Origin of the sequence: Burkholderia sp. BCC1047 (assembly GCF_902833155.1) — a bacterium.
Classification (GTDB): Bacteria; Pseudomonadota; Gammaproteobacteria; order Burkholderiales; family Burkholderiaceae; genus Burkholderia; species Burkholderia sola.
In genome coordinates, this window is sequence record NZ_CADFEH010000029.1 from 50,408 (window position 1) to 63,716 (window position 13,309).

Sequence of the window (13,309 nt, forward strand, 5' to 3'; positions counted from 1 at the left end):
CGTCATGCCTGCGCTACCGAATGCAGCGGCACGCGGCGCGGGGCGGCTTGCGCCGCATAGCGCGCGTTGGTCGCGTCGATGTTATCGAGCAGCGTGTCGAGCTCCTGCAGGTACTGATGGTTGTCGTGATCCCACGGGTGGAAGCCCGGGCGGAAGTAGTCGAGCCATTCGCGCGCGATGCTCGGGAACACGCCGTTCTTCGGGCTGTACAGATACTTCACGAGGCGCCACATGCCGTCGAACTTGCCGTGTTCGCGACGGTGCGCGCGCATCAGCCGCACGTGGAAGTCGAACACGATCGCCCAGAAGAATACCGTCGTCGTCAGCATCGTGCCGGTGCGCAGCAGGTAGCTGCCGAGGCCCGGCTTCATCACGGTGCGCCACACGTCGTAGGACACCGCCTTGTGCTCGGTTTCCTCCATTGCGTGCCACATCCACATCTGCTGGTAGCCCTCGACCGAGCCGTCGATCCGGTGCTCGTGGCCCGACAGCAACTGGTTCGCGAGGATCGCCGTGTAGTGTTCGAGCGCGATAGTGATCGCCAGCTGCATCGAGTGCGGCAGCACCTTCTTGAACCAGCCGAGGATCGTCCACAGACGCTTGTCGAGCTTGTGCGCGGGCAGGCCTGACGCCTGCAGCAGATCGTTGTATTCGATGTGCTCGCGCGTGTGCATCGCTTCCTGCCCGATGAAGCCGATCACCTGCTTCTTCAGTTCGGGATCCTCGATCCGGTCGCGGTAGTTGCGTACCGAATCCATGAAGAAGCGTTCGCCGGCCGGGAACAGTAGCGACAGCGCATTCATGAAGTGCGTGACGGGCACGCCCTGCACATGCCAGTCCTTCGCGCGTTCGGGTGGCAGCGCGAAACGGATGTCGCGCCGTACGGGCATCATGTTCGGTGTCGTCATGATTGTTCTCCCTGATTGCCTGCATTGTTGTAGGTGGCGTGCACCGGTGCCGGCGCCGGCGCGCCGCGTGCGGCACGGCGGGCTTTCGCGGCCTCGCGGCGCGTCGCGAGCACGACGAGCGCCTGGTACGCGGCCGGCAGGATGCGCGCCATCCAGTCCGCGCCCTTCGCGTCACGGCCGATCAGCACGCGGCGCTTGTTCTTGCGCACGCCGGCGAGGATCGTGCGCGCGGCGTCGTCGGCGGTCGTGATGAAGAACTTCTCGAAGCTGTCCTTGCCTTGCTGTTCGCTCTCGACGATGAAGCCGACCATGTTCTTCGCGACGCGGCTCGACTGCGCGATGTTGGTGCGGATGCCGCCCGGATGCACGCAGGTGGCCGACACGCCGCACTTCATCATGTCGAGTTCCTGGCGCAGCGATTCGGTGAAGCCGCGCACCGCGAACTTGGTCGCGTTGTAGCCGCTCATGCCCGGCTGCGCGAAGATCCCGAAGATGCTCGACGTGTTGATCACGTGGCCGTCGCCCGATGCCTTCAGGTGCGGCAGGAACGCCTTCGTGCCGTGCACGACGCCCCAGAAGTTGATGTTCACGATCCACTCGAGATCGCTGTAGTCCATCCCTTCGATCGTGCTCGACAGCGCGACGCCCGCGTTGTTGAAGATCAGGTTGACCTTGCCGTGCTCCTTCGCGGTGTCGTCGGCCCACGCGAACATCGCGTCGCGATCGCCGACGTCGAGCACGCGCGTCGATACGCGCACGTTCGGCGCGATCGCACCGACGATCCGTTCGGTTTCGGCGAGGCCGATGCCGTTCTTGTCGGCGAGCGACACGTGGCAGCCGGCCTGCGCGAGCTGGATCGCGAGTGCGCGGCCCATGCCCGAGCCGGCACCCGTGATCGCGGCGACCTTGTTGGCGAAATCTCTCATGTCGGTGGCTCCTTGTCTGGCTCAGGCCGCTTCGGCGGGCGTGGAAGCGGAAGCGGCCGGCGCGGCGGCGGGCCGCGCGGTCGTGTCGTGCGGCGCGCGATACGCGTGGTAATCGGCGATCGAGAACTGCGCGGTGGCCTGGCGGAAGCGCCACGTGAAGCCCGGCCACAGCGTCGTGTTCTTGCCGGTGCGCGGGTCGAGGTACCAGCTCTTGCAGCCGCCCGTCGACCAGATCGCCTTCTTCAGCTTGCCCTGCAGGTCGTCGTTGTACTGCGCCTCGACGAGCGGGCGTACCTCGATCGCCTCGGCGCGCTCGCGGCGCATCGCCTGCAGCGCGCCGAGGATGTATTCGATCTGCGACTCGATCATGAACACCATCGAGTTGTGGCCGAGGCCCGTGTTCGGGCCGACGATCATGAAGAAGTTCGGGTAGCCGGGCAGCGTCGTGCCGAGATACGCATGCGCGCCGTCGCGCCACGCATCGACGATGTCGAGGCCGCCGCGGCCGATGATCGCGCCGCGCGGATACGGGTCGGCCACCTGGAAGCCGGTGCCGTAGATCAGACAGTCCACTTCATGACGCTTGCCGTCGGTCGTCACGACCGCGTCGGCTTCGATGCGATCGATGCCGGTCGTGATCACGTCGACGTTCTTGCGCGACAGCGCCGGGTAGTAGTCGTTCGAGATCAGCACGCGCTTGCAGCCGAGCGTGTAGTTCGGTGTGACGGCCTTGCGCAGTGCCGGATCGGGAATCTGCTTGCGGATGTGACGCAGCGCGAGCTTCTGCACGTTCTTCATCAGCGACGGATGGATCGCGAAGCCGAGCACGCGCGATTCGAGCATCCAGTAGATGCCGCTGCGCACGACCTTCTGCGTGAACGGCAGCGTGCGGAACAGCCATTTCTCGACGCCGGTCAGGTTGCGGTCGGGCTTCGGCATGATCCACGGCGGCGTGCGCTGGAACAGCGCGAGCGACTTCACGCGCGGCGCGATCTGCGGCACGAACTGGATCGCGCTCGCGCCGGTGCCGATCACCGCGACGCGCTTGCCTTCGAGCGGGTAGGCGTGATCCCACTGCTGCGAATGGAACGCGCGGCCCTTGAAGGTTTCGACACCGGGAATCGCCGGCAGCGCGGCGCGCGACAGCCCGCCCATCCCGGACACCAGCACGCGCGCCGACAGCCGCTTGCCGTTCGCGAACGTGAGGCGCCAGCGTTGCGCGGCTTCGTCGTACTCGGCGCGCTGCAACTCGTGATTCAGCCGCAGGTGCGGGCCGACGCCGAAGCGCTGCACGCAGTCTTCCAGATACGCGCGGATCTCCGGCTGCGGCGCGAACATGCGCGTCCAGCGCGGGTTCGGCGCGAACGAGAACGAATAGACGTGCGATTGCACGTCGCATGCACACCCGGGGTAATGATTGTCGCGCCACGTGCCGCCGACCGACGCAGCCTTCTCGAGGACGACGAAGTCGGTCACGCCGGTTTGTTTCAGGCGGATCGCCATCCCGAGGCCGGCGAAGCCGGTGCCGATGATGGCGATGTCGATGGCTTCATCCAGGCCGTCAGGGCTGGGTGGACCGAAAGGCAACGTGCGAGCATTCATCCGGGTGTCTCCGATCTGGCTCATTTTTTAATGTTACATTGGTTGATGTAACGATAGTGGGTGAACCCGGAAACCGCAAGAGGCTAGAAGCGACGCTCTAAGGGCAGGAAATCAAGCGGGGAAAGGCTGAGCGGGGTTTGGAACGGTTCCGTTTCCGCCATGCGGGATGCGCGGAAAAGGCCGTCGGCAGGGCGGGAGGCGCTGGCGATCAAGCCGCCGGCGCGCGGCGGCCTGTTTGAAACGGTATCAGGGACGGATCGATCGAGCGGCCGTCTCATGGAAAACCCCGGCCACGATCGTGACCTGCGCGAGCGCATAGAGGCCCCAGATCAGATAGTCGATGCCCGGAAAACCGCCGAGGAACCGGCCGACGCCGATCAGCGTGTCCGAGCCGACGAAGATCAGGCTGCCGATCGCGACCAGCGGGCCGCGCGTGCGGGCGGCGAGCGCGAAGCTCGCCATCGCGCACAGCACGAGCATATAGACGGCGACCGGCGCCAGCAGCTCGCCGAGGTGCGGGAAGAACGCGACGTAGAACGCCGGCGCGGCGATCCACAGCCCGACGAGCGCAACGATGCGCCAGCCACGCGGCCGCGCGCGCCACCGGAAGAAAATCGCGCAATAACACAGGTGCGTGAGCAGGAACGCGCCGAGGCCGAATACGAACGACAGCGGCCAGTCGGGCAGCGCGAGTAGCACGTCGCCGAGCACGGCCGTCGCGAGTGCCGCGCACAGCCACGCGCGTTCGCGCGGCGCGCCGCAGGTGCCGCCCGCCGCGAGCAGCAGGACGCCCGTCGCGGCCTTCGCGGCGGCCTGGCCCGGATAGGGCGCGGCGGCGAGCGACAGCCCGTACAGCAGCGCCGCCGCGATGGCGAGCGGCCAGAGCCGGCGATAGGTGGCGGGAAGCGTGGCGATCAAGGCGGGTGTCTCCGGTGTGTTGTCGTCCGCGGTGGACGATGTGCCGTTCACCGCGTGGCTGCTGGCCATTATCCGGAAGAACGGGTGCGCGAAAACCGGCGAACCCTTCTAGGAAACGACGGCGACCGCAGGCGGCGCCGCCACCGGACTTTTTTCGCGCGTTGCCCCGGCTGAACCGGGGCAACGGTTCCGATTCGGCTTGCTACGATCGCCGCGGTATTACCGTTGTCGTTGTCGATGTCCCGCCTTGCTTCGCGACTGGATGCGCGAGCCGGTACATGCCCGATGAATCCCCGCCGTGCCCGGCCCGCGCGCTCAGTCGAAGCGGGGCGGTCCGGCCATCACGAAAACAGGTCCGACCATGACCGAACTTCTCCACGGCGACGGCGCGATCCGTCGAACGACGCCGTACGGCTCGTCGATCGAAAACACCTACGCGGGCGTGCTGTCGTTCATGCGCCGCAACTACTCGCGCGCGCTCGACGGCGTCGACGTCGCGATTTCCGGCGTGCCGCTCGACCTCGCGACGACTTATCGCTCCGGTGCGCGGCTCGGGCCGGCCGCGATCCGCGCGGCGAGCGTGCAGCTCGCGGAGCTCAATCCGTATCCGTGGGGCTTCGATCCGTTCGACGATCTCGCGGCCGTCGACTACGGCGACTGCTGGTTCGATGCGCACAACCCGCTGTCGATCAAGCCGGCGATCGTCGAGCATGCGCGCACGATCCTGAGCTCGGGCGCGAAGATGCTGACGCTCGGCGGCGACCACTACATCACGTATCCGCTGCTGGTCGCGCACGCGGAGCGCTACGGCAAGCCGCTATCGCTGATCCATTTCGACGCGCACTGCGATACGTGGGCCGACGACGATCCGGACAGCCTCAATCACGGGACGATGTTCTACAAGGCGGTAAACGAAGGACTGATCGATCCCGCGACGTCGGTGCAGGTCGGCATCCGTACGTGGAACGACGACTTTCTCGGGATCGAGCGGCTCGATGCCGCGTGGGTGCATGACCATGGTCCGCGAGCGGCGGTCGAGCGGATCGTCGAGATCGTCGGCGCGCGGCCTGCGTATCTGACGTTCGATATCGATTGCCTCGATCCGGCGTTCGCGCCGGGGACGGGGACGCCGGTCGCGGGCGGATTGTCGTCGGCACAGGCGCTGGCGATCGTGCGCTCGCTCGGCGCGGTGAATCTGGTCGGAGCGGATGTGGTGGAGGTCGCGCCCGCGTACGATCACGCGGACATCACGGCGATCGCGGCCGCGCATGTGGCGTGCGATCTGCTGTGTTTGTGGCGGCAGAAGAAGGTGGCGGGGGCGCCGCGTTGAGCGCGTGCCGCTCGGGACACGAAAGCGGCCGGTGGGGCATCGCGCCCGGCCGGCCTGCTGATGGATGGGGCCGCGAGCGTTACTTCGCCGCCAGCGCACTCGCCACGGTTTTGTCGACCCATGCGTTGTCGGCCACGCTCAGCTTCTGCGGAATGAGCTTCGCCGCGTAGAACGCATCGGCAACACCCTGCTGCGCGGCGACGATGCGCTCATCGATCGGCACCGCACCGAACGGCACCCGCTTGATCCACGTTTCGACGAGCGCCTCGGGCAACCCGACCTTCGGTGCAAGCAGCGCGGCCGTGTCGGCCGGATGCCCGTTGACCCACTGGCCGGTTTCGCGCGCCTGTTTCAGGATCGCGCCGACCACGTCGGGATGCTGTTGCGCGAAACGCCGCGTCGCCTCGTAGAAATTGTTGGTCGCCGCGAGCCCCGCGTAATCGGACAGCGTGCGCACCTTCAGCGCGTTCTGCGCGGCCGCGTAGTACGGATCCCACACGGCCCACGCATCGACATTGCCGCTTTCGAACGCGGCGCGCGCGTCGGCCGGCGCGAGATACACGGGATGGATTTCGTCATAGCGCACGCCGGCTTTCTTCAGCGCCTCGAGCAGCAGGTAGTTCGCACTCGAGCCTTTCTGCAGCGCGACCTTCTTGCCGCGCAGGCCGGCCACCGTCCGGATCGGCGAATCGCTCTTCACGAATACCGCTTCGTTGTGCGGCGCCGGCGGTTCCGCGCCGACATAGACGAACTGCACGCCGGCCGCCTGCGCGAACACGGGCGGCGGCGCGCCGGTGTAGCCGAAGTCGATGCTGTTCGCGTTCAGCGCTTCGAGCAGTTGCGGGCCGGCCGGGAATTCGAACCATTGAACGTCATAGCCGAGCGGCTTGAGTCGCGCTTCGAGCGCGCCCTGCGCCTTGACGATCGACAGCAGGCCGGCCTTTTGATAACCGATGCGCACGATTTTGTCGGTGCCGCCTTGCGCGAATGCCGACGCGGCGGACAGCGCAACGAGCGAGACGGCGGCGGCGCGGGTAATCCAGCGGGTGAAACGAATCATCGAGTGAACTCCATGCGAGGCATCTTCGGGGAGCGGCGGCGCCGCTCGGTTGGAAGAATCGTCGCATGGGCGATCGTGCCCGCAAACGAAGCATTGCCGATATGGATATGACGGCGGCCGCCCTATGCTTTGGCGTCGTGGCCTGCCGGATCGGACGACTCCGTCGTGCCGGAATGCGGTGAAACAGGTGAACGGGCGTGTCATGCAAAAAGCCGGTGGGCACGTTGCCCGCCGGCTTTTTATGACCGTCTGCTGATATCGACAGTAGCGTGGCCTTTAACCGCGCGTATCGACCCAGTTGCGTGCCCAGCGTGCCGAATGCGCGATCGCCTGCGCTTCGCTCGCGAAGTAGTCGAGCGAATAGAACTGGTAGCGGCCTTCGTCGCGCGTGCTATCGGCACGTTCGAGCAGCAGGTTGGATGAAAAGCTCCCGTCGGGCAGGCGATGCGCCGAGGGTTGGACGGCATAGCCGTTGTACTGTTGAATTCGTTGGTTGTACATTTTAATTTTAATGATGATCGAGTGCGCGCGTGCCGTGCGAAATGCGCACGGGTATGCCGATTCAACGCCATTGCGAGCGGAATCTGACGCAGTCGGAAAGCGAAAAATAAGGCGTTGCGGCCGGAGGGGGGATGAAGTGCAACGAGACGTGTGGCGCCTGGCAAGCTGCTGAATGAACAGTTGCAGCTGAAGCCGATCGCGCCAACTTTAGGAGACGAAGCTCCGTGGGGATGTCGCTGCGACCCGGCGTCCGTCGACGGACGCCGGGCCCTTCAAACTTTACAGCGGCTTGATGTTGGCCGCTTGCAGACCCTTCGGGCCCTGCTTCGTTTCGAAGCTCACTTTTTGGTTTTCAGCCAGCGTCTTGAAGCCGTCGGCACGAATTTCCGAGAAGTGAGCGAACAGGTCGTCGCCGCCGTTGTCCGGCGTGATGAAGCCAAAACCCTTGCTGTCGTTGAACCACTTGACGATACCGGTATCCATGAAGATTCCTTGAGAAAAAAATAGAGATTTGCTCTGTTGAAGAGCGCGTGAAGCGTCAAGGAGGGAGAGGACAACGAATACCGCTTGGGGGGAGCAGCAATTGATGAACAGCAATCGGACTTCTTGGACTTCGACGCATACACTAACCGCCGGGCGGGCTCGCGTCAACCGATAACTTGTAACTGTGTCGCGGCACGCGGGGTTACCGTGCGGGGAGCGATGCGACGCCGTCTGGCTGGAATGCGCGCCGAGCGGCGCGCCTGGCTATTCGCCGACCCATGCGGACCGCGGTTGCGACCGGCAATGGCCGTCGGCGCTGCCGCGAACGACTACGCACGCGTCGCGGCGACAAGCCGACGCCTGCATGACGGCCGCGCGCCTATCCGTTGTCGCCGTCGCCTTGCGTATCGCTCGTACCGGACTGCCGCGCCGCTTCGTCGCTGAGCTTCTTGTCGAGGATCGTCGCGACCCGGCCGCCGAGATACGCGCCGGCCGCGGTTTCGAGCGCGCGGTTCGTCTCCCCTTCGACGAACACGGCCGCGAGCGGGCGCAGCCGCCAGATCGCGTCGACCAGTTCGGGCACGTCGGTGGCGGGCGGCAGCGTGCCGGCGTCGTAGCGGTCGAGCCGCTTCACGACGAGATCGACGAGCAGCCGCGCGATCGCGTCGAAATGCGGCCGCGCGAGGCTGATCACGTCGAGCAGCTCGCGCGGCGGAATCCCTTCCTTCGTCATCGCGGCCGCCGCCTCGAGCAGCGCGGGGCTTTTCGCGACGAACGACAGGCCGCGCCGTTCGAGCAGCCCGAGCTCGGTCACGCGCGACAGTTGCGTGGTCGCTTGCGGGCCGAACATCTGAGCGAGTTGCGCGAGCGAATAGGTTTTCGGCAGCTCGTGCGACCAGCGGCCGCCGATCGCGTTTTCGAGGCCGAGGATCGAGCGCAGGTCGTGGCCTTCGTCGATCGCCTTGATCAAATCCTGGATGTTCGACAGCGTGTAGCCGCGCGCGAGCAGATGGTTGATCAGCTTCAGGCGCGCGACGTGCGTGTCGTCGTAGATGCCGACGCGTCCGCGTTTCTCCGGCGGCGCAAGCAGCCCGCGATCCTGGTACGCGCGGACGTTGCGCACGGTGGTGTCGGACACGCGCGCGAGTTCGTCGACCGTGTACTCGTTGCGGGAATCCGGCGTGGCCTCGTCGGGCGTGGAATGAGTCTGTTTTGACATGCGGTGATTTTAGCGCGCCGCGGCAGGCTCGGGCGAGGCGGGGCGCGTGTTCGCGCCGTCGCCGAGCGGGCGCTGCATCAGCGCCGTGTCGATCCAGCGGCCGTGCTTGAAACCGACCGCTTTCAGCAGGCCGGCCGGTTCGAAGCCGAACGCGCGATGCAGCGCCGTCGAGCCGCCGGTGCCGCCGTCGGCGATTACCGCGATCATCTGCCGCCACGGGCCGCCTTCGCAGCGCGCGATCAGCGCCTCGAGCAGCGCGCGGCCGATGCCGCGCCCGCGCTGCGCGTCGTCGATGTAGATCGAATCCTCGATCGTGAAGCGGTACGCGCTGCGCGTGCGGTACGGCGTCGCGTACGCGTAGCCGGCCACGCGGCCGTCGCATTCGGCGACGAGATACGGCAGCCCGTGGTTCAGCACCGCGTCGCGGCGTGCGCGCAGTTCGGCGGCGTCGGGCGGCGTTTCCTCGAACGACGCGACGCTGTGGTGAACGTGGTGCGCATAGATCGCGTGGATCGCGTCGAGGTCGGCGTCGGTCGCGTCGCGCACGACGCAGGCGGGGGCGGTGGACATGGCGGCAGGGCCTGAAGTCAAAACGCTACTATGCCGGCCGTCGACGCGCGTGGCAAAGCCCGTTTGCGGTTTCGGCGGCTTACAGCCGTCCGTCCGCCGCATGAACCGCATCGGCGATCGCGTCGGCGACGCGCTGTACGCGCGGCGACCGGCGTACGTCCGGGTGAACGACGAGCCAGATCTCGCGCTCGATGTCGCAGCGCGGCGCGTTCGCGAGTTCGACGAGCGGCGCGCCGGCGTGCGCGGCCGGATCGTCGACGAGAAACCGCGGCAGCAGCGCGACACCGGCCCCGGCTGCGCAGGCGCGATGCTGCGCGGCGAGGTCGTTGGCGATGAACGCAAAACGACGCCCGGCCGCGAAGCGTTCGAGCCATTGCTGCTGCGGCGTTTGCGCGAGCGCATCGTCGTAGCCGACGAACGGCCAGCTGTCGGGCGGCGCGTTCGCCCATTCCGGTGCCGCGCACAGCGCAAAGCGCATCGTGCCGAGCCGGCGCGCGGCGAGCCCCGGCTCGCTCGGCCGCGACAACCGCACGGCGAGATCGGCTTCGCGCGCATACAGGTTCGCCGCGTGCATCTCGCCCATCAGGTCGATCCGCAGCGCCGGCCATGCGCGCTGCGCACGGGCCAGGCGCGGCGCGAGGAAATGGCTGGCGAACACCGGCGACGCCGATACGCGCACGACGCCGTCGAGCGCGGCCGCGCCCTGTGCCGCACGCGCGAACGCATGCGCGTCGGCTTCGAGGCGCGCGGCGTGCTCGGCAAGGTGCAGCCCTTCGTCCGTCGGCGGCCAGCCGCGCGGCAGCCGGTCGAACAGCCGAATCCCGAGCGCCGACTCGAGCGCGTCGATGCGCCGCGCGACCGTCGAGTGCTGGACCTGCAGCGCCCGCGCCGCGGCCGACAGGCTGCCGCCGCGCATCACCGCAAGGAAGTAGCGGATATCGTCCCAGCTCATCGGCAATGCGGGCAGGGTGACGGGATCGCGATCGGTCGAATTTTGCACAGTAGATGGGCGTTCAACGTGAATTCCGTTCGATTATGCACGATGGGATGATCGTGTCACTTCATTCGATAGCGAGGAACGTCATGACCCAAACAGCCAACGCCATCCGGATCGGGATCGACCGTTACGGCGACGCCGGCGTGCTGCGCCGCGTCGATGCGCCCGTCGCGCCGCCCGGCGCCGGCGAAGTGCGGATTCGCCAGACCGCGATCGGCGTGAACTTCGTCGACATCTATTTCAGGACGGGTGCGCACGCGTTGCCCGCGCTGCCGGACGCGCTCGGCGTCGAGGCGGCCGGCGTGATCGACGCGGTCGGGCCGGGCGTGACGGCGCTCGTGCCCGGTCAGCGCGTCGCGTATGCCGGCATGCCGACCGGCAGCTATGCGAGCCTGCGCACGATGCCGGCCGAGCGCGTGCTGCCGATTCCCGACGGGCTGAGCGACGAAGCCGCCGCGGCCGGGCTGCTGAAGGGGATCACCGTCTACATGCTGCTGCATCGCGTCCGGCAGGTCGGCGCCGGCGATACGGTGCTCGTGCATGCGGCGGCCGGCGGCGTCGGGCTGCTGGCGACGCAGTGGGCGCGTGCGCTCGGCGCGCGCGTGATCGGTACCGTCGGATCGGCCGCGAAAGCCGCGCTCGTGCGCATGCACGGCGCCGAAGCGGTGGTCGATTATCGCGAGGAGGATTTCGTCGCGGCCGCGCGTGCGTTCGGCGGCGGTGCGGGCGTCGACTACGCGATCGACGGAATCGGCGGCGACGTGCTGACCCGCACGCTCGGGGCGGTGCGGCCGTTCGGGATGGTCGCGAGCATCGGGCAGGTGGCGGCGATCGGCGCGCGGCAGACGTTCGATCTCGACGAACTCGGGCCGGCCCGTTCGATCGCGCTGGCGCGGCCGAGCGTGCTCGGTTTCATCGCGCGCGACGTCGGCGCGTATCGGGACGCCGCGCGTGCGACGCTCGACCGGCTGGCGGGCGGGATGCACGTCGAGATCGGCGCGCGGCTGCCGCTCGAACAGGCGGCCGATGCGCACCGGTTGCTGGAGTCGCGCGCGACGACGGGCGGGGTCGTGCTGCTGGCGTGACGGCGGGTGCGGATGGAGCGCGTCGCGCTCCGCCGGCCGCTCAGTGATGCTTGCGCAGCGGCGTATCCTCGACGAACCATGCGAACACGAACGCGATCGCGATGATCGCCGCAGCCGCCAGATACACGACGTGCAGCGAACCGGCGAACGCGTGCAGGTACGCGTCGCGCACGGCATCCGGCAACTGGCGCACGGCGGCCGGGCCGAGCGCGGGCGGCAGCTCGGTGCCGGCCGGCAGCGCATGCATCATTCGCGACTGCAGCCCGTGCGAGAACAGCGCACCGAACCCGGCGACGCCGAGCGAGCCGCCGATCGACCGGAACAGCGTCGCGCCCGACGTCGCCACGCCCATGTGCCGGAATTCGACGGTGTTCTGCACGGCGAGCGTCAGCACGGGCATCACCATTCCGAGCCCGATCCCGAGCAGCGCCATGTACGCGTACATCGTATGCAGCGGCGTATCCAGCGTCAGCGTCGACAGCAAGGCCATCGCGATGCCGCCGGTCAGGGTCCCCGCGATCGGAAACGGCCGGTACGAGCCGAACTGCGAGATCAGCCGCCCGCTGACGATCGACGTGACGAGCATCCCGCCCATCATCGGCAGCAGCTGCATGCCGGCCTGCGACGGCGTCGAGCCTTTCACGACCTGCAGGTAGAGCGGGATGAACGTGACCGAGCCGAACAGCGCGATGCCGACCACGAAGCCGATCAGGCTGACCAGCACGAAGGTGCGATGACGGAACAGCTCGAGCGGCATGATCGGTTCGGCCGCGATGCGTTCCTCATAAATGAAGCCGCCGATCGCGACGAGGCCGAGCACGAGCGTCATCCACAGCTGCGGCGACGTCCACGGCAGCAGCGAGCCGCCTTCGCTCGTGAACAGGATCACGCAGGTGAGGGCGGTCGCGAGGAACGCGGCGCCCATATAGTCGATCCGGTGCTTCACGTGCGCGGTGTGCGGCCGGAACGCGATGCCGATCACCGCGAGCGCGAGCAGGCCGACCGGCAGGTTGATCGTGAAGATCCAGCGCCATGAAAGATGCTCGACCAGGAAGCCGCCGAGCAGCGGGCCGACGATCGTCGCGAGGCCGTAGACGCCGCCGAACATCCCCTGGTAGCGCGCCCGGCGATCGGGCGGAACCAGATCGCCGATCGCGGCCATCGTGACGACCATCAGGCCGCCGCCGCCGAGCCCTTGCAGCGCGCGTAGCACGATCAGTTGCGTCATGTCCTGCGCGACGCCGCACAGCGCGGAGCCGGCGAGGAACAGCACGATCGCGGCCTGCAGCACGATCTTGCGGCCGTACAGGTCGCCGAGCTTGCCGTACAGCGGCAGCACGACGGTGGACGACAGCAGGTATGCGGTGACGACCCAGGACAACTGGTCGAGCCCGCCGAGTTCGCCGACGATCGTCGGCAGTGCGGTCGATACGATCGTCTGGTCGAGCGCGGACAGCAGCATGACGAGCAGCAGCGCGGCGACGATCAGCCCGGTCGGCGCGTCGCGGCGGGCCGCGTCGGCGGCCGGCCGGGTGAGGAAAGTGTCCGTTGTCATCGAGATATCTGCCATGGCAGGGAATTGGATCGAAATATAGCCATGGATGATTGACTAGTCAATTTCTGCCCAGCCTCGATATGTTGCAGTCGTAACAGGAGGTTGCCCGTCTGAAAAATTGACCACGGTCAGCCTCGATGCAGGGACGGACTCAA

At 67.3% G+C, this 13,309-nt stretch carries 13 protein-coding genes; 2 read left to right on the plus strand and 11 right to left on the minus strand.

Going from position 1 to position 13,309, the window contains the following annotated elements; all coding sequences use genetic code 11:
* Positions 1-2 precede the first annotated feature (2 nt).
* The 4 genes from HWX55_RS26270 to HWX55_RS26285 all read right to left on the minus strand — a co-directional run bounded on the left by HWX55_RS26270 (position 3) and on the right by HWX55_RS26285 (position 4,354).
* A complete protein-coding gene (locus HWX55_RS26270) occupies positions 3-908 on the minus strand; it encodes a metal-dependent hydrolase (RefSeq protein ID WP_124638960.1) in 906 nt (301 codons plus the stop codon).
* Complete coding sequence (locus HWX55_RS26275) at positions 905-1,834, minus strand: SDR family oxidoreductase (protein ID WP_175977838.1); 930 nt, start codon at positions 1,832-1,834, stop codon at positions 905-907. Before HWX55_RS26275 ends, HWX55_RS26270 begins: the two co-directional genes overlap by 4 nt.
* 21 nt (positions 1,835-1,855) lie before the next feature.
* A complete protein-coding gene (locus HWX55_RS26280) occupies positions 1,856-3,436 on the minus strand; it encodes an NAD(P)/FAD-dependent oxidoreductase (protein WP_175977839.1) in 1,581 nt (526 codons plus the stop codon).
* Between the two features lie 246 nt (positions 3,437-3,682).
* Entirely contained in the window at positions 3,683-4,354 is a 672-nt protein-coding gene (locus tag HWX55_RS26285; RefSeq protein WP_175977840.1) for a lysoplasmalogenase, read from the minus strand.
* A gap of 361 nt (positions 4,355-4,715) precedes the next feature.
* On the opposite strand from HWX55_RS26285, the gene speB reads away from it, so the two are divergent.
* A complete protein-coding gene (speB, locus tag HWX55_RS26290; RefSeq protein WP_175977841.1) occupies positions 4,716-5,684 on the plus strand; it encodes an agmatinase in 969 nt (322 codons plus the stop codon).
* Positions 5,685-5,763: 79 nt separating this feature from the next.
* On the opposite strand, the gene HWX55_RS26295 is transcribed toward speB, so the two are convergent.
* The 6 genes from HWX55_RS26295 to HWX55_RS26320 form a co-directional block, all read right to left on the minus strand.
* On the minus strand, positions 5,764-6,744 hold the full coding sequence (locus HWX55_RS26295; RefSeq protein ID WP_050011890.1) for a sulfonate ABC transporter substrate-binding protein: 981 nt from the start codon (positions 6,742-6,744) through the stop codon (positions 5,764-5,766).
* 276 nt (positions 6,745-7,020) lie between these two features.
* Positions 7,021-7,245: a hypothetical protein gene (locus HWX55_RS26300; RefSeq protein ID WP_175977842.1), complete on the minus strand. Its 225-nt coding sequence runs from the start codon at positions 7,243-7,245 to the stop codon at positions 7,021-7,023.
* A 279-nt stretch (positions 7,246-7,524) separates the two neighbouring features.
* Entirely contained in the window at positions 7,525-7,728 is a 204-nt protein-coding gene (locus HWX55_RS26305; protein WP_006485974.1) for a cold-shock protein, read from the minus strand.
* Positions 7,729-8,107: 379 nt separating this feature from the next.
* A complete protein-coding gene (locus tag HWX55_RS26310; protein WP_175977843.1) occupies positions 8,108-8,947 on the minus strand; it encodes a MerR family transcriptional regulator in 840 nt (279 codons plus the stop codon).
* Between the two features lie 9 nt (positions 8,948-8,956).
* Positions 8,957-9,517, minus strand: coding sequence for a GNAT family N-acetyltransferase (locus HWX55_RS26315; protein WP_175977844.1), 561 nt, complete (start codon positions 9,515-9,517; stop codon positions 8,957-8,959).
* Positions 9,518-9,596: 79 nt separating this feature from the next.
* On the minus strand, positions 9,597-10,469 hold the full coding sequence (locus HWX55_RS26320) for a LysR family transcriptional regulator (protein ID WP_175977845.1): 873 nt from the start codon (positions 10,467-10,469) through the stop codon (positions 9,597-9,599).
* Between the two features lie 131 nt (positions 10,470-10,600).
* On the opposite strand from HWX55_RS26320, the gene HWX55_RS26325 reads away from it, so the two are divergent.
* Positions 10,601-11,599 (plus strand): quinone oxidoreductase, encoded by a 999-nt coding sequence (locus tag HWX55_RS26325; protein ID WP_175977846.1) that lies wholly within the window; start codon positions 10,601-10,603, stop codon positions 11,597-11,599.
* Between the two features lie 40 nt (positions 11,600-11,639).
* Here the strand turns inward: HWX55_RS26325 and HWX55_RS26330 are convergent, their stop codons facing one another.
* Entirely contained in the window at positions 11,640-13,154 is a 1,515-nt protein-coding gene (locus HWX55_RS26330) for an MDR family MFS transporter (protein ID WP_175977847.1), read from the minus strand.
* Positions 13,155-13,309: the final 155 nt, after the last annotated feature.